Consider the following 17,803-nt stretch of genomic DNA (forward strand, 5'->3'; position numbering starts at 1 on the left):
AGTCCGTTTTTATGGACGAAGCGTAATTCTAAACCTATGAAGAAACGAGTGATTTTGGTTTTGCTTATTTTGTTCTGTATGGGCAAAGTAATGGCACAAAACATTTCGGGTGTGGTTCTTGATGCAAGCAGTGAACCACTTCCCGGTGTAGCGGTTGTCGTTAAAGGGACAACCAAAGGGACAACTACCGACCTGAACGGTAAGTTTACAATACCCAATGTTCAGGATCCTGCGAATAAAACAATTGTATTTAGCTACATCGGCTTTGAAACAGTTGAGCAAGTCATTGGTAGTAATGCTGGCAACATTAAAATTACCATGAAAGAGACGAGCAAATCAATCAACGAAGTAGTGGTAGTTGGTTATGGTGTAAAGAAAAAGAGTTTGGTAACAGGTGCCATCTCCAGTGTATCGGCAGATGACATTAGTAAAACCAATATCTCCAGAGCTGAAGAAGGTTTGCAAGGAAGAACCTCCGGTGTGCAGGTAGTTCCTGTTTCAGGAGCTCCGGGAGCCGGCATGAACATTCGTGTTCGTGGTTATGGTTCCAATGGCGGTAGTAACCCTCTGTACATTGTAGACGGAATTAAAACCGGCGACATTAACTATCTCGACCCTGCAAATATTGCCAATATGGAAGTATTGAAAGATGCTGCTTCCTGCGCCATTTACGGAGCTGAAGGTGGCAACGGCGTTGTGATCATTACTACAAAAAGAGGCCAAGCCGGAAAAATGAGCATTACTTATGATTTTCAACAATCATTCAAAAGTGCAGCTCGCCTACCTAAACTAATGAATACCAGCCAGTATGCTCAGTTTATGACAGAGAAAAATGCAGATGGCAATTCAATTTTAAACGCACCTATTGATCAGAATTACAACACTGACTGGTTGGATGCCATTTTTTCTACAGGCTATACCACTAAGCATCACCTTGCTTTTTCGGGTGGAAATGAAAAATCCACATACAACCTGAGCGTTGGCTACTTTAAAAACAATGGTATTATTGTTGGAAATAAAGATTTATTTGAACGTTATTCGGCATCATTCAACTCGGATCATCACATGACAAAATGGTTGAAAGTAGGTAATACTTTTGATTATTCTCACGTAGCTTCGAGAGGCATCAATGAAAATGGTGGTGAATTTGGAGGTATGATTGGTAGCGCATTGCAGTTGGATCCAACCACCCCAATCGAATATACAGATCCTTCTAAAATCCCGACATTTATTCAGGGTGAAATTGCCGCAAACAGAAATTTGATTACCAAAGCTCCCAGTGGAAACTATTATGGTATTTCTCAATACGTAGCTGGTGAAATCATCAATCCATTCGTATCTCAAGCCAATAATACCGGTAAATTTACCGGAGATAAATTAATGGCTAGTATGTATGCCGATATGAATCTTTTCAAAGGCTTCACCTTTACTTCCCGTTTTGGATACGAACTTGCCTTTAATAACAATCATTACTGGACTCCAATATTCTACTATGATGCAACCAATAAAAACCTGGCTGCAATCACCCATGACAATAATGATTATTACAGAAAATGGACTTGGGAAAATTTTGCCACTTACAATTACAAAGTTGGCGGACATAACTTCACATTATTAGCCGGGTTCTCTTCTGAAGATTATTTACACAAAAACATCAATGGCCAGGGTAGCCCAATGGATTTTCCTTCAGACAACAATGCTGAACTGGACTACACCTCTCACACTCAGGACAATGTAACCGGATCACCCAAAGAGTTGAAAAAAGAGTCGCTATTTGGCCGTGTATCTTATGACTACATGAACAGATACCTGTTAGAAGCTTCTGTTCGTAGAGATGGAGCAGGTCTTTCTCAGGTACCTAAACAAGGACGCTGGGGAGTATTTCCCTCTGTTTCGGCAGGTTGGGTAATGTCTAATGAAGATTTCTTTAAAAGTGATGTGGTTTCATATGCCAAACTGAGAGGCAGTTGGGGGCAAAATGGTAATCTTGCATCTCTGGACGAAAGTCAATTGTTCAGATATAATGCGGTGATCACTGGTTATAGTGGAAGTCAGCCTATTACTTATACTTTGTCAAACGGAACTACGATGCAGGCCTACGAACCTAATGTATTATCTAATGATAAACTTACATGGGAAACCAGCCAACAGCTTGATTTAGGACTTGATTTGGGCTTTTTCAATGATAAATTACGCTTTACCGCTGACTACTTTGTCAAAACAACTAAAGGCATGATTTTCACCGGAATACCTTCTTATTCAAGTGGAAACTTTGCTCCTCAGGCTAATGGTGGCAAAATTGAAAACAAAGGATTTGAATTCGATTTATCATACAAAAACAAGCTTGGAGACTTAAACTACTCTGTAAACGTTAACTGTTCTCCTCTTTCCAACAAAGTTACCGAATTGGATCCTGTTTTTGGTAAAAGAGTTGGCGGTGCAAGCATCGGCACAGGTTGGCCAAACGTAACAATGTTTGAACCTGGTTACTCTGTATGGCATTTCTATGGATATAAAACCCATGGCATCGACCCGGCAACCGGCAATCCTATTTTTGTAAATGCCAAAGGCCAGGACACCAAAATCGGCGATATTACCGATGCTGACAAGCAGGATTTAGGCAGTGCCGTTCCTAAGCTCACCTATGGTGGCAATATTAATCTTTCGTATAAAGATTTTGATTTTGCATTGAACTTTGCTGGAGCATCAGGCAATAAAGTAGTAATGGGCTGGATCAGAACTGACAAGTTGGCCTCCAATCGTGTAACTTATTTTTACGATGGTCGTTGGACAAAACCGGGAGACAAAGTCTCTAAACCGGGAGCTAATCCGGACGCTAAAACATATCAGAGCGATCAGTATGTATTTGATGGTTCATTCCTGAGAATTCAAACGATTCAGTTTGGATACAACGTACCTAAACCAATCCTCAAACAATTGAACATAAACAATTTGAGACTATACGTTTCTCTGGATAATTTCTTTACAATTACATCTTATCCGGGTTTGGATCCTCAACCTACTATTCAGAACAATAGTGCAAACAATATTGGTATCGACCGCGGTACTTACCCGATGGCTAAGGATATTATGCTTGGAGCATCCATAACTTTTTAACCAAATCATCAAATTAAGCGATGAAACGATCGTGCGTTCAAGAACATCATAATTGTTGAAACATGTCGTTCCATATGACCTTAAACAAGAAAATTATTATCATATGAAAACAATAATAAAAAAGATTCTTCCTCTTGCTTTAGTTGCCATTCTGTTTACCGGATGTGCTAAAGATTTCCTCGATGTGGATCAAAAAGGTGTAAGAACCATTGCTACTTTTTACAAAACGGATGCAGACGCAACCAGTGCTATTGCATCTTGCTACAACATGTTACGGGCCATGAATGCCAGTGTATGGACCAGTTTCTGGATGACCAAGGAATCGTTGGCCGACGATATCTATTGCGGTGGCGAAAACTCGGGCGACCGTCCTGAATATCAGGAGTTGAATACATTCACTTTTGGTCCGACAAACAGTCCGATTACGAACATCTATCGTTATTCGTACATGGTTATTTACCGTGCCAATCTGATTATCGACAACATCAAGAATCCGACACCTTATCAGAAACTGGTGATTGCCGAAGCCAAAGCAATGCGCGCGTATGTCTATTTTGAATTGGGTACATTGTATGGTCCTGTTCCATTGGTACTGCATGAACTTCAACCCACAGAATATGCTCAGGGTAATTCAACCATGGAAACACTTTATGCTCAGATTGAAAAAGACCTTAACGAAGCCATTGTTGATCTTCCTAAAAAAAGCCAGCTTACTGCTGCCGGATCCGATCCTGCTCGTTTCAGCAAGGGAACTGCTATGGCATTCCTGGGAAAAGCTCAGCTATTCGAGAAAAAGTATGCAGAAGCAGCTACTACATTTCAGGCATTGATAGATTCACACGAATATGACCTGTATCAGCTCTCTGAAATCAACAACGACTATACTCAATTGTTCAGAAAGAGTACTGAATTCGGAAAAGAATCTATTTTTGAAATAAGCTACACCAGTGATCGTAAAAACGACTGGGGTAACGCCTTTGGTGACCTTTGGAATGATCCTTCAAGAACTAATCCTGCAAACCTAGTTTGGCAGCTTTGCGGTCCGCGTGGCGACCAGGGATTCAGTGGAGGCTCTCTGAATATCAATGGTGGTTGGGGATTCGGTTATCCGACTCTTAGCTTATGGAACGCCTTTAAAGCTGCCGGTGATTCCGTTCGCTTGCAAGGCACTATCCTGACAGCTTCTCGCGTGGTAGCTGCCGGAGGCACAATGGGTAAGGATGGTAACTATATGTATGGTTGTCCGGGGCTTGTACGTCTGAAATACACAACATGGGCCGATGAAACATCATCAGCATCAGGTGCCGTTCCTGATCTTTGCTATGGAACAAACCTGCGAATTATGCGTTATGCCGATGTACTGCTGATGGCTGCTGAAGCCTATTTGCAATCAAGCAAAGCTAATCTTGCCCTTCCTTTGATTAACCAGGTTCGTACTCGTGTGAATTTGCCGGCACTGACTTCAGTTACTCTGGATAATATCAAACTCGAAAGAAGACTTGAGCTTGCATTCGAAGGCCCTCGTTATCAGGACCTGGTACGCTGGGGCGATGCTGCAACCGTACTGAAAGATCAGGGCAAACAAGTTCCAACAGGAAAAGTAGTTGGTGGACAGTTGCAATTTGCCACAAAATCAAATGCTGGTTTTGTTGCTCCGAAGAACAATATGTTCCCTATTCCATTCAACGAAATGTCGTCTAACCCGAATGTGAAACAGAACCCTGGTTATTAACCCGGAAAGAAAAGGATTGATCTATATTCAAATAGATTAAGCTACTCTATAAAACTAACATCCGGCTTGAAAGCCGGATGTTAGTTTCTAAATACAGATGTAATTTCGCCGCACTGACGCCTACCTAACCATCAAACCACTGGTAATGCACAGCTTGAAAATAACATATAAGATGTTCCTTGTGCTTGTGTTTTCCCTGTTATCTGTAACAGGATGCAAAAGCGCTATTGTAGAAGGAAGCGTTACCGGCGACCAAATGAAAGAGCAAAACCCTGCAAAAACAGATATTATGCTCTGGCTTACAAACCCCACGCAATCAATTTTATTCCAAAGGCAAAACTTCCCAATCAATTTTAGCGGATCAACCAACAACTACCCTACAATTATTGTCGATTCTACTGAAACCCATCAGACAATTGACGGATTTGGTTTTGCCCTGACCGGAAGCAGTGCTCTGCTCATCAATAATCTACACAGCGAAAAAAAAGAGGCTTTACTTAAAAATCTTTTTTTGACTGATTCCACAGGCATCGGCCTCAGTTATCTCCGAATAAGTATAGGAGCTTCCGACTTAAGTCCGGAAGTATTTACGTACAATGAAACTACAGACGGAAAAAGAGATGACAGCCTTCAGTATTTCTCGTTAGCAAAAGACAATGCCAACCTGATTCCGGTACTGAAAGAAATCATCAAACTTAATCCATCAATCAAAATACTTGCAACACCGTGGACGGCACCGACCTGGATGAAAACCAACCACAGCTACTCTGGCGGTAGTTTACGCCCCGATTGTTACGATGTATATGCACGTTATTTTGTGAAATATATTCAATCGATGCAGGAAGCGGGCATTACAATTGATGCCATTACCCCTCAAAACGAGCCATTGAATGCATATAACAATCCGGCAATGCTAATGTCGGCTACAGAACAGGCTAATTTTATCAAAAACTATTTAGGTCCTCAGTTTCTGGACAACCATTTGAAAACCAAAATAATCATATACGATCACAATCTCGATCATCCGGAATATGCCATCGACATATTGAATGATCCGGAAGCAGCCAAATATATCGATGGTTCAGCGTTTCATCTGTATGCCGGCACTATCGAAACAATGTCTAAAGTAAAATCGGCACACCCCGAAAAAAATCTCTACTTCACCGAACAGTACACCGCCGGAAATGGTTCATTTGCAGAAGATTTCGCGTGGCACGTTAAAAATCTAATCATTGGTGCAACCCGTAATAACAGTCGCAATGTCATAGAGTGGAACCTCGCATCTGATCCGACTTTAAGCATGCACACCCCGGGAGGTTGTAATTCGTGTCTGGGAGCCCTCACAATCAGTGCTGATGCCTACCGGAATGTGAGTTATTACATCATTGCTCATGCCTCAAAGTTTGTACGATCGGGCGCAGTACGCATAGGCAGTAACATTGTCGGTGATTTACAAAACGTAGCATTCAAAAATCCGGACGGACAAAAAATACTGATCGTCCTCAACACCGGTAAAAGTCCTGTAACATTCAATATAGGGTTCAACAACAAGACAGGCCTCGTAACGCTCGCCGCCGGTTCCGCCGGAACTTTTGTCTGGAAATAGACTGTAAAAAACATAACTATCATCTAACCTATTACTATGAAACGAACATGTTGCTCCACAACATCAGTGGGTATTCTAATAGTTTCAGCAACCTGGAGTTCCATAATACTACAACCAAAAAGAACATTGAAGTATGAAAGCTAACTTATTAGGTATTTGCTCAATTGCAGCCATGTGTTTGTTCCCTTCTTTCGGTTTTTCAGCCTCTGGCGTTACTAAAAAAATATCGAAATCAACGGTGTACACTACTGCGGAGAATACTCCGCTGAAAATCACACAGACCGGAACATTGCAATTTAATCAAGCCAAACAGCCTCTCGAGAAAGAAATTTGGATATTCATAGATCCGGCTCAAAAATTTCAATCAATAGTGGGCATTGGAGGCGCCATAACCGATGCGGCCGCCGAAACATTTGCAAAGCTGCCGGAATCCGCTCAAAAAGAGTTATTAACTGCTTTTTACGACCCTAAAAACGGGCTTGGTTATTCTATAGTACGAACCAATATAGGCAGTTGTGATTTTTCGAGTGATAGTTATTCTTATGTTGCCAACAACGACGAACAACTCAAGACATTCAGTGTTTCTCACGATGAAAAGTACAAAATTCCGCTCCTCAAAAAAGCAATTGCTACCGCCGGCGGTAAGCTACCTCTATTTGTCAGCCCATGGTCTCCTCCTGCATGGATGAAAGATAATAATGACTTACTTCATGGAGGGAAATTGCTGCCAAAATACCGCCAATTATGGGCAAACTACCTTATCAAATTCATTAAAACATACGAGCAAAAGGGAATGCCGGTCTGGGGGGTATCTGTACAAAACGAACCGATGGCAGTACAAACCTGGGAATCCTGCATTTTCACCGCCGACGAAGAGCGTGATTTTATAAAGAATTTCATTGGCCCGACTTTGGAGAAATCGGGCATGAAAAATATCAAACTATTAGCCTGGGATCACAACCGAGATCTGCTTTATCATCGTGCAAGCACCATCATGGCTGATCCGCAAGCAGCCAAATACATTTGGGGGTTCGGTTATCACTGGTACGAAACCTGGAGTGGTAGCGGCATGCAATTCGAGAACCTAAAAAGAGTAAAAGAAGCATTTCCATCGAAGAATTTACTATTCTCAGAGGGCTGCATTGAAAAATATGATGCTTCAAAAACAAAAGAATGGTGGTTGGGTGAACGGTACGGAAAGGCCATGATAAACGATTTCAACAACGGGAATAGCGGATGGGTGGACTGGAATATTCTCCTCGATCAAAACGGAGGGCCCAACCATGTTGGTAACTTCTGTTATGCACCTGTGCATGCAGATACAAACACAGGAAAACTAACATACACCAATATTTTTTATTATCAGGGTCATTTTTCAAAGTTTGTAAAACCCGGAGCCAAACGAATTGCCTGTTCGACAACACGGGATCAACTGCTCGCAACTGCATTCCTCAACAAAGACGGAAAAATTGTTGTAATCGCAATGAATCCAACCGACAATCCGATGGATTACAACCTCTTTATTGAAGGTGTTACAGCGCCGGTAAAATGCTTGCCTCACTCAATTTCCACATTAATTATAGAATGATGCTAATAGGTTATTTGGGCAATTAATGATTGTGTTGCATCAACTCTAAGTTGGCATAGCCAGCGTTTTGTAAGTGTTTTGCTGGCTAGCCAACTTTCATCAATAGTTTTAATTTTTAAATTTCTATATTTGCTTATCAAAATGACCTTGGACACATCCCCGGACTATAAAATACGCTATTTTATGAAGTCATTCATTTTAACCTTCTTTGCCGCATTTTTATTTGTATCGTGCAGCAAATCAGAACCAACGATTCAGAACTCAACTTATGTTTTGAGTACCGACATTACATACACAACGGTTAACAAGACCGACAGCGTTAACTATATTGTTTTAAAGGCAAAAACGCAAGGGACCAGCACCTCTATAGCATGGGATTTCGGGGACGGGGAATCACAATCAGGAGATTCTATCATAAAGCATTACTTTCCTAAAAAAGGCACCTATTCCATCAAACTGACAGTGACCGATTTTCTCGGCACAACAGCTTCGGCAACTAAAGACATTGCAATAACTGCCGACGATCCGGCCTATGTTCCCCACAAATTGATTTGGAGCGACGAATTTGACGGTACAACCCTCAACACATCGAACTGGGTCAATGAAACCAATATCGACGTCAACAACGAGTGGCAGAAATACACCAACGGAGATAACCTGACAATAAAAGACGGCATCCTTACCATAACAGCAAAAAAGGTAGGAACCGGACAAAAGAAGGGAGATTACACTTCAGGACGCATTAATTCGAACGGCTTAAGAACATTCCTGTACGGACGGATGGAAATCAAAGCAAAACTACCCGCCGGAAGAGGAACCTGGCCTGCTACCTGGATGCTAGGTGCAAATATAGCCACTGCAGGTTGGCCTGGCTGCGGCGAGCTCGATATCATGGAACATGTAGGTTACAATCCACTGTGGGTGAAAGGATCAATCCATACTCCATCCAGTTATGGCAATACAGTGAATAATGCCGATTACAAACTGACCGATTGCGAGTCGGCTTTTCACACTTACGGAATGACCTGGACTCCTTCAAAAATTGAATATTACGTTGACGATCCCGATCATCCTTTCTATACATACAGTCCGGCGGTAAAAAATGCCTCCAACTGGCCTTTCAACAAACCCTGTTTCTTCATTCTTAACCTTGCCATCGGAGGTGATTGGGGCGGCGCACAAGGAGTGGACGACTCCATTTTCCCTTGTTCGATGCAGGTTGACTATGTGAGGGTTTATAATTACAAATAAATGGAGCTTATGAATTAAACTGAGGAATCAGTTCATTTTCAACAATATCTCTAATACTATTCCCATGAAACGCTCTCTGCTGTTAACCACTATTTTGCTTGCAGGCCTATCTCCGGTGTTTTCTCAAACCGGAAATAATGAAACAGCAATAGTTTCAGGCAACAGCAAAGCAGTAGTTCAGACCGACTGTGGGAAGGTGAGGGGTTTCATACACAAAGGCACCTTTATATTCAAAGGCATACCTTACGCCGAAGCCGAGCGTTTTATGCCTCCTGTCAGGGTTAAAAACTGGGATGGAATACGCAGTTCAATGACATACGGGCCGGTTTGTCCGCTTGAACCGATGAACAGTGTAAACGATGAAAGCGAATTTATTTTTCATCATGACTGGGGTTATCAAAACGAAGATTGTCTGCGCTTGAATATATGGGCTCAGGGAATAAATGACACTAACAAACGTCCGGTGATGGTATGGCTTCACGGAGGAGGATACAGTGCGGGATCATCGCAGGAATTGCCTTCTTATGATGGCGAAAACCTGAGTAAAAAAGGTGACATTGTGCTCGTATCCATCAATCACAGACTGAATGTTCTCGGATTTCTTGACCTTTCGGCGTACGGAGAAAAATATCATCAATCTGCCAATGTTGGCATGATGGATATTGTAGCAGCGTTGCAATGGATTAAAAACAATATTGCGCAATTCGGAGGCGACCCGGACAACGTTACTATTTTCGGACAATCGGGCGGTGGCGGCAAAGTGATTACTCTGATGAATGCTCCATCAGCAAAGGGATTGTTTCATAAAGCCATTTCTCAAAGTGGAGTTGTATCCAATTTCAGAGAACCTGCCATCACAAAACAAATTAGCGCAGAAGTACTAACCGAGCTTAAACTAAACCCTTCTCAGGTCGATTCTCTGCAGAAAATACCGTATAATATACTCATTGCCGCGTCGAAAAAAGCAATTGCGAAAGTTCAGCAGAAGTTGGCATCTGAAGGAAAAATCAGCGGTGACGTCAATATTGGATGGAGTCCCGTGCTCGATGGCTTCTTCCTCCACTACCAGCCTTCCGATGCGAAGGCAACCGCTATCTCGAAGGAGATCCCGCTACTTATAGGATCGACGAAAAACGAGTTTATTCCCTCGTTAAGTAACCCAAAATTACGACACGGCACCATTGCTGATATTACATCATACATCAACAACATCTATAAAGACAAAGCCGAAGCCTACATTGACGCCGTAAAGCAAGCTTACCCCGGAGACAATCGTCCATCCGACCTTATTGACATTGACCTCCGCTTCAGAGCTGGAGTATTATCTGAAGCCAAATTAAAATCAACGACAGGCTCAGCACCGGTTTACATGTATCTGTTCGGATGGCAATCGCCTGTGATGGATGGTGATTATAAAGCCATGCACTGCTTCGAACTTCCATTTGTATTCAACAATATCGGTCGTTGCGAAGAAATGACAGGAGGAGGGAAAGCCGCTTATGAGCTTGCAGATAAAATCAGTCAGGCATGGATCAATTTTGCACGAACAGGAAATCCCAACCACAAAGGGTTGCCCGAATGGCCGGTTTATTCCGTTGAAAACGGTGCTTTAATGTATTTCGATAACAAATGTGTGGTAAAAAACCACCACGACGACTGCTTAATGAATCTAACGACCAAAAAATAACGACATGAAGACCTTAAAAAATGCGCTTATTGCAACATCTGTTGCCGTGCTATCTGTTGGCATAGCCCCCTTAACCAAAGCTCAGCAGAGTTTTGACGTAAAAAAGGTAGTATCTTCTATGACCTTAGAAGAAAAAGCCTCTCTGGTTGTAGGCAAAGGGATGCAAATGGATCCCTCTGTGAAGCAAACCGCACCTGTTGTCGGCCATACCGATCAATTAGTACCCGGGGCTGCCGGAATCTCGGCTTCATTCCCTAAATATGGCATCACCCCGATGGTACTGGCTGACGGGCCTGCCGGGTTGCGCATTGAACCTAAACGTAAAAATGACAAAGCCACTTATTACTGCACAGCATTTCCGGTGGCTACCGTTCTGGCCTCTTCGTGGGACATTGATTTGGTAAAACGTGTGGGCATGGCTATGGGCAACGAAGTGCACGAGTACGGTGCGGATATTTTGTTAGCTCCGGCACTCAACATACACCGCAATCCACTTTGCGGACGCAATTTTGAATATTATTCCGAAGATCCGGTTGTGGCTGGAAATATTGCCGCTGCAATGGTCAATGGTGTTCAGTCACAAGGCGTGGGCACCTCCATCAAACACTTTGCCGCCAACAATCAGGAAACCAACCGCAACACGGTGAATAACCTCATGAGTGAACGTGCAATACGGGAAATCTACCTTGAAGGATTCAGAATTGCGGTTCAAAAATCGCAACCATGGACAGTCATGTCTTCCTACAATTTAATAAACGGGACTTACACCTCTGAAAGTTACGACCTGCTCACTACTATTCTTCGTGACGAATGGGGATTCAAGGGGTTTGTAATGACAGACTGGTTTGGAGGCTTAGACCCTGTGGCTCAGATGAAAGCCGGCAATGACATGATTATGCCCGGTATGCCGAAACAATCTACTGCAATTATCGAGGCTGTAAAATCAGGCAAATTATCGATGCAGGAACTGGACAGAAATTGCGAACGCATACTGAATATCATGCTACTATCTCCGCATTTCCAAAATTACAAGTTCTCAAACCATCCGGATCTGAACGCTCACGCATTGGTAACACGTCAAGCAGCAACCGACGGCATGGTATTGCTCAAGAATGAGAAAGCGACATTACCAATTGCCGGTTCTGTAAAAAAAATAGCCCTATTAGGAAACACTTCTTACGCCATTATCAAAGGCGGAACAGGCAGTGGAAATGTAAATGCAGCTTATAGTATCGATCTGTTGCAGGGTCTTGATAACGCTGGTTACAAAATTAGCCCGTCGTTAAAAGAGAGTTATTTGAACTTCCTCAAAGCCGAAAAAGCAAAGTTACCCAAATTGAGTGCCAATGATATGATGTTCGGGCACATAACACACATTGGTGAAATGCCCGTTAACCAGGCTAAAGCAGCAATTTTAGCTGCAGAAAACGACATTGCCCTGATAACCATCGGTCGCAACTCGGGCGAAGGTATCGACCGGAAAGTTGACGGTGATTTCAACCTGACAAAGAAAGAAATGAGCCTTTTGACCGAAATATCGGCAGCATTCCATGCCAAAGGCAAAAAGGTGATTGTTGTTCTCAATATTGGCGGGGTTATTGAAGTTGCCAGTTGGAGAAACTTAGCAGATGCAATCTTATTGGCATGGCAACCGGGTCAGGAAGCCGGTAACTCTATTGCTGATGTATTGAGTGGAAAAGTAAACCCGTCGGGAAAACTGACATCGACCTTTCCAATGTCATACAAAGATGTTCCCTCTTCGAAAAGTTTTCCGGGCATAGAATTACCCAACCCGCATCCGAAGGCTGCCGTAAGTGATTTTCTTTCGGCAAAACCGGCAGAATCTACATATGATGACGGCATTTACGTAGGATATCGCTATTATAACACCTTCAAAGTACCTGTAGCCTACGAATTCGGTTACGGATTATCATATACTACATTTACTTACAGTAACCTCTCGCTTAGCAGCAATACATTCAGCAATGCTATTACAGCCACCGTCACAATCAAAAACACCGGTAATGTCGCTGGTCGCGAAGTAATACAATTCTATTTAAGTGCTCCGGCCTCATCACTCGACAAACCAAATGAAGAGCTGAAGGATTTTACCAAAACATCTATGCTAAAACCTGGCGAGTCTCAACAAATTACGTTTACGATTTCTCCACGCGATCTTGCCTCGTTCAATACGGCGGCTTCTTCTTGGATAGCTGATGCCGGAACTTACACTGTCAAAATCGGAGCTTCTTCCAGAGACTTCCGTCAAACAGCTACATTTTCCCTGCCAACGGAAATAGTAGTAGAAAAAGCCCACAAAGCGTTGGCGCCATCGCGTACTTTCAATGAACTAAAGCCTCAAAAATAGAGACTCATCTAAAGAGAATATTCCTATCATTTTTCAAACGTTTTTGCTGTAGTGTCCGGCCTCCATTCAGGAGCCGGGCATTCGGCAAAAGATCTATGCAAGACAGTTGTACCGGCTTGTACAGTTCGTTTTGTGCCTTTATAATTTATCACGTAACAAATAAATTTTCTTCAACTTCATAAAATTTCAGGAATCATGTCCAAACATTTTTTATTCCGTTTCGTTCTATTATTTGCCCTGTTTTCTGGCAGCATTGTAATTATGGCAACACCTCCAAAGCAGAGCAGTTCCAAATTTTTCAGAGTCGACGGACAGCAATTGAAGGCTCCCAACGGTAAACCGTTCCTTATTCAGGGTATCAATCTTGGCAACTGGGTGAATCCTGAAGGGTATATGTTTCTCTTTAATAACGTAAGCTCTTTTCGTCTGATTGATCAGGCGCTTAAAGAACTGGTAGGTGCCGATGAGACGAACCGTTTCTGGCAACAGTTTCAGGACAGCTATATCACAAAAGCGGACATTCATTACATCCGTCAGACGGGCATGAATTCCATCCGGCTGCCGTTTCACTACAAACTCTTCACCAGAGAAGATTACATGGGAGCCAACAATGAAAACCGTGGCTTTGAACTGATTGACCGTGTCATCGGGTGGTGTAAAGCTGAAGGTCTATCGGTTATCCTGGATATGCACGATGCTCCAGGCGGGCAAACCGGCGACAATATCGACGATAGCTATGGCTATCCCTATTTGTTTGAAAACAAAAATGATCAGGCACTGTTTTGTTCTATTTGGAAACGAATTGCGAAAAACTATGCCAACGAAACAGCGATAATTGGATATGACCTGCTGAACGAACCAATAGCTCATTACTTTTCCAATAAAGACGAACTGAACAAGCTTTTAGAACCGATTTACAAGATGGCCACTGCTTCGATTCGTGAAGTTGACAAAAACCACATTGTTATTTTAGGTGGCGCTCAATGGGATGGGAATTTTACGGTGTTCAACGATTGGAAATTTGATGATCAAATGATGTACACCTGCCATCGTTACTGGTGTGATACGTTACAGGCAAATGTTCAGGATTTCGTGGACTTTCGGAATAAAACCAATCGCCCGATTTACATGGGAGAAACCGGGGAAAACACCGACATATGGGTTAATGCTTATCGCAAATTACTCGAAACGAACAATATTGGATGGCACTTCTGGCCATACAAAAAGCTTGAAAAAACAAGCTGTATGGTATCTGTAAAACCTCCGGTGGGATGGGATAAAATTGTAGAGTTTACAAAGAAAGACCGGAGTAGTTTTGAGAAGATTAGAGAAGTAAAACCGTCAGTAACAGAAACAAGGGCAATTCTGAAACAGCTACTTGAAAATATTAAGTTCGAAAACTGTTTGAAGAACGACGGGTATATTAAAGCATTAGGAAAACAGCCCTAAATCGCTTCTAAAAGTAAATGAGGATGTCCCGAATGAACAAGGGACATCCTCATTTGTTATTTATGCATTGTTTTCTTTCTGAGGGAAAATAACAGAAGCCAGTATACTTATACCCAGAATACCTACCACAGCAAAGAGAGAGGGAACCGTTTCTATGTGAACATGGAAAATACTTCCCAACAACATCTTTACGCCAATAAATGTAAGCAGGACAGCCAACCCGATTTTCAGATAGTGGAAGAGATTCATAACATTAGAGATGAGAAAGAATAACGATCTCAGACCAAGAATCGCACAAATATTAGATGCAAACACAATGTATGGATCTTTGGTGATTGAGAAAATTGCGGGAACCGAATCAACAGCAAACAAAACATCCGAAAATTCGACAACAAAAACGACTAAAAGCAACGGTGTAATCATGCGTTTCCCGTCAATCTTAGTAAAGAAATTATCCTTTACAAAATGAGGGTGTACGGCAAAGTATTTAGAGGCGAACCGTACAATCGGATGTTTTGACACGTTGATCTTCTCCTCTTTGTCTTTATCGACATACATCTTAATTCCCGTAAACACCAACAGCGCTCCAAAAATCCACATCACCCACTCGAAACGTTGAATAAGAGCCGCACTCAGGAATATAAAGATAAATCTCATAACAATTGCTCCCAAGATGCCCCAAAACAAAACTCTGTGATAATATGCCTTTGGCACACTAAAGCTCATAAATATCATGATAATCACGAAGATATTATCGACAGAAAGGGCATACTCAATAAGATAACCTGTCAGAAATTCCAGTGAAAGCGCTTTGCGGTAGATTCCCAGATTAGTATCCAAATCCAATGCCGGATTCAAATTAAGTCCGTGACCATGAAGCTGATTCAGTTCCTGAAGTCTGGCAAACGAATCGACACTGTGAATCATGTCCCCGTACGCCCCAATAAAAAGGTAAATGCAGAACGACAGCAGTGTCCAGACAATTGTCCAAATAGTTGCCTCCTTAAAAGACACCTCATGACTGTGTCGGTTAAACAAGCCCAAATCAATTGCTAAAACGACAAATATAAGAGAAAGGAATCCTCCGAAAAAGATAAATTCGTGACCGTTCATTATGAATTAGTATTATTTTTTGAAGACAAGATACACGGCCGCAATCATTAGCAACATAGCGAGTATATGATTCCAGCGCACATCAATTTTAAATACGATAATTGAGAATACTATAAAAACAGAGAGAGTAATGACTTCCTGAATAACTTTCAACTGCATCAGCGAAAATGCACCACCGTTACCCTGAAAACCAATCCGATTGGCAGGCACCTGTAAACAATATTCAAAGAAAGCAATGCCCCAACTAATCAGAATAACTGCAAATAAAGGCAGGGAACTAAACCAGGAAAAATCGCGCAAACGAAGATGGCCATACCATGCAATCGTCATAAATACATTGGCAAAAACAAGCAAGCCAATGGTTGTAAAACTATTATACATCAAAGATTATTATTTCACATTTTTACCTCTGAGGAGATTCACATTTCCCTTCAGTTTAAACTTTTTACCATCCGTACCTGTAGCTGAAATAAGATAGTAATAAACTCCCGGAGGAGCCAGCTTCCCTCCTACTCTGCCATCCCAGCCCTGAGCGGGATCTGTTGAGGTGTAAACTCGGCCAGCCCAGGATGAGTAAAGCAATATTTTATAGTCAGCAATCGATCGGTAAGATACCCGGAATTGATCATTTTGCCCGTCCCCATTGGGTGTAAACACATTGGGCACGTTAATAAATGAAGAACTAACTTTTACGGTCAACGAATCAGAGTGAGAACAAGAACCGGTACTGTTGGTTACTGTCAGAGTCACCTTATAGTCTCCCGTTTCATTGAAAACATAACGAAGATCTGCATCTGTGTACCTCAAATAATTGCTCGTATTAGCAAGATTGTAAATTCTCCATTCATAAAATTGCGTAACCGGAAGGTTGGCATTACTCTTGAACGAAACATTTAACGGCCCCGACCCTTCGAGCGTCCCAATTTTTCGTCCCGATTCGTTGGCAGCATCTCTTTCAACAATACTGCCCGTTGGATGACACTCCACGCGAATTGCTTTGTACATATCAGAAGTTACTGTGGCTGCTATCCCAAATAACGTTGCATACTGATCTCCGGAAAGGGTAAAAGATGTATCCTTATACGGGGCATTCAACACAATGGTTGTGAACGGATAAGTCTCGGTCAGGCTTCTGGTAATTGCGGACCACTGACCCGAAGCGTATTTCTGATCGGGATAAGATACTGTAAACTGACGGCTGAGAAGCTGCTTTGTGCTGTTTTTGTCGTAATACACCAAATCGGGTATCTTTCCTGATAAGTTCAATGATATATTGCTGCATTTATCAATACCTTCTGAAACAGCAAGAGCATTTAACGAAGGCAAATATTTTTGATAGTCAATCACCCAGATATAATATTGGACTCCATTAGCAGTCAACACATAACCCGTTCCATCCTCTACTGAAATAGCCGACAAGTTGCTCACAAAAGAGCCGTCATATTTTTTCCAAAGATAGCTCGAAGCTGATCCTGCAAACTGAATCTGATTATCAGCCGTAATCCCGTTGAACAGGAACACTGCATCGATATTTTTCACAGCACTACCAGTCAGCTGGATTGAACGACCCGAACCGGATGAAATGAACTGAGCAAAACCACTTGTTGTGATAAAACTCAGAAGTATACTAAGGGCAATCTTTTTTATCATACGTCGCTATTAAGTAAAAATCGGCTTAAATCACTCATTCAAACTTTATCTGACAGAAAAAGCAAATTGACAAAAAGGCAATTATAAATTGCAAAATTACTATTTAATTTACATGTTGACAAAACTAGGGTTGATTCCTCTTGTAAACGAATTGGAATCAATAATATTACACTTTTCCACAAGAAATGACCCACTTAGCGTAAAAGTTCGGCGTTTAACAACATTTTACTATCTTTGCCATA

Annotated in this window: 11 protein-coding genes; 8 read left to right on the forward strand and 3 right to left on the reverse strand. The window is 42.0% G+C overall.

Annotated elements, in window-relative coordinates; all coding sequences use genetic code 11:
* Nucleotides 1–36: 36 nt before the first annotated feature.
* The 8 genes from PJIAN_RS01600 (at nt 37) to PJIAN_RS01635 (ending at nt 14,798) form a co-directional block, all read left to right on the forward strand.
* Nucleotides 37–3,117, forward strand: a complete 3,081-nt coding sequence (locus tag PJIAN_RS01600) for a SusC/RagA family TonB-linked outer membrane protein (protein ID WP_172795552.1) — start codon at nt 37–39, stop codon at nt 3,115–3,117.
* A 103-nt stretch (nt 3,118–3,220) separates the two neighbouring features.
* Complete coding sequence (locus PJIAN_RS01605) at nt 3,221–4,849, forward strand: RagB/SusD family nutrient uptake outer membrane protein (protein ID WP_068701378.1); 1,629 nt, start codon at nt 3,221–3,223, stop codon at nt 4,847–4,849.
* A 145-nt stretch (nt 4,850–4,994) separates the two neighbouring features.
* Nucleotides 4,995–6,455: a glycoside hydrolase family 30 protein gene (locus tag PJIAN_RS01610; RefSeq protein WP_068701380.1), complete on the forward strand. Its 1,461-nt coding sequence runs from the start codon at nt 4,995–4,997 to the stop codon at nt 6,453–6,455.
* A 133-nt stretch (nt 6,456–6,588) separates the two neighbouring features.
* On the forward strand, nt 6,589–8,043 hold the full coding sequence (locus PJIAN_RS01615; RefSeq protein WP_084252210.1) for a glycoside hydrolase family 30 protein: 1,455 nt from the start codon (nt 6,589–6,591) through the stop codon (nt 8,041–8,043).
* Between the two features lie 183 nt (nt 8,044–8,226).
* Nucleotides 8,227–9,294, forward strand: coding sequence for a family 16 glycosylhydrolase (locus tag PJIAN_RS01620; RefSeq protein WP_172795553.1), 1,068 nt, complete (start codon nt 8,227–8,229; stop codon nt 9,292–9,294).
* A 64-nt stretch (nt 9,295–9,358) separates the two neighbouring features.
* Entirely contained in the window at nt 9,359–10,981 is a 1,623-nt protein-coding gene (locus tag PJIAN_RS01625; RefSeq protein ID WP_068701387.1) for a carboxylesterase/lipase family protein, read from the forward strand.
* Between the two features lie 4 nt (nt 10,982–10,985).
* Nucleotides 10,986–13,349: a glycoside hydrolase family 3 C-terminal domain-containing protein gene (locus tag PJIAN_RS01630; protein ID WP_068701389.1), complete on the forward strand. Its 2,364-nt coding sequence runs from the start codon at nt 10,986–10,988 to the stop codon at nt 13,347–13,349.
* Between the two features lie 195 nt (nt 13,350–13,544).
* Nucleotides 13,545–14,798, forward strand: a complete 1,254-nt coding sequence (locus PJIAN_RS01635; protein WP_068701391.1) for a glycoside hydrolase family 5 protein — start codon at nt 13,545–13,547, stop codon at nt 14,796–14,798.
* Between the two features lie 60 nt (nt 14,799–14,858).
* On the opposite strand, the gene PJIAN_RS01640 is transcribed toward PJIAN_RS01635, so the two are convergent.
* Genes PJIAN_RS01640 through PJIAN_RS01650 form a run of 3 tightly spaced genes read right to left on the reverse strand, consistent with a single transcriptional unit; the run spans nt 14,859 to nt 17,561 of the window.
* Entirely contained in the window at nt 14,859–15,911 is a 1,053-nt protein-coding gene (locus PJIAN_RS01640; RefSeq protein ID WP_068701393.1) for a TerC/Alx family metal homeostasis membrane protein, read from the reverse strand.
* A gap of 12 nt (nt 15,912–15,923) precedes the next feature.
* Nucleotides 15,924–16,292 carry a DMT family protein gene (locus tag PJIAN_RS01645; RefSeq protein ID WP_068701395.1) on the reverse strand — a complete coding sequence of 123 codons (369 nt, stop codon included), beginning with the start codon at nt 16,290–16,292 and terminating at the stop codon, nt 15,924–15,926.
* Between the two features lie 9 nt (nt 16,293–16,301).
* Nucleotides 16,302–17,561, reverse strand: coding sequence for a T9SS type B sorting domain-containing protein (locus PJIAN_RS01650; RefSeq protein ID WP_068701397.1), 1,260 nt, complete (start codon nt 17,559–17,561; stop codon nt 16,302–16,304).
* Between the last annotated feature and the right edge of the window lie 242 nt (nt 17,562–17,803).

This window comes from Paludibacter jiangxiensis (genome assembly GCF_001618385.1).
Taxonomy (GTDB): Bacteria; Bacteroidota; Bacteroidia; order Bacteroidales; family Paludibacteraceae; genus Microbacter; species Microbacter jiangxiensis.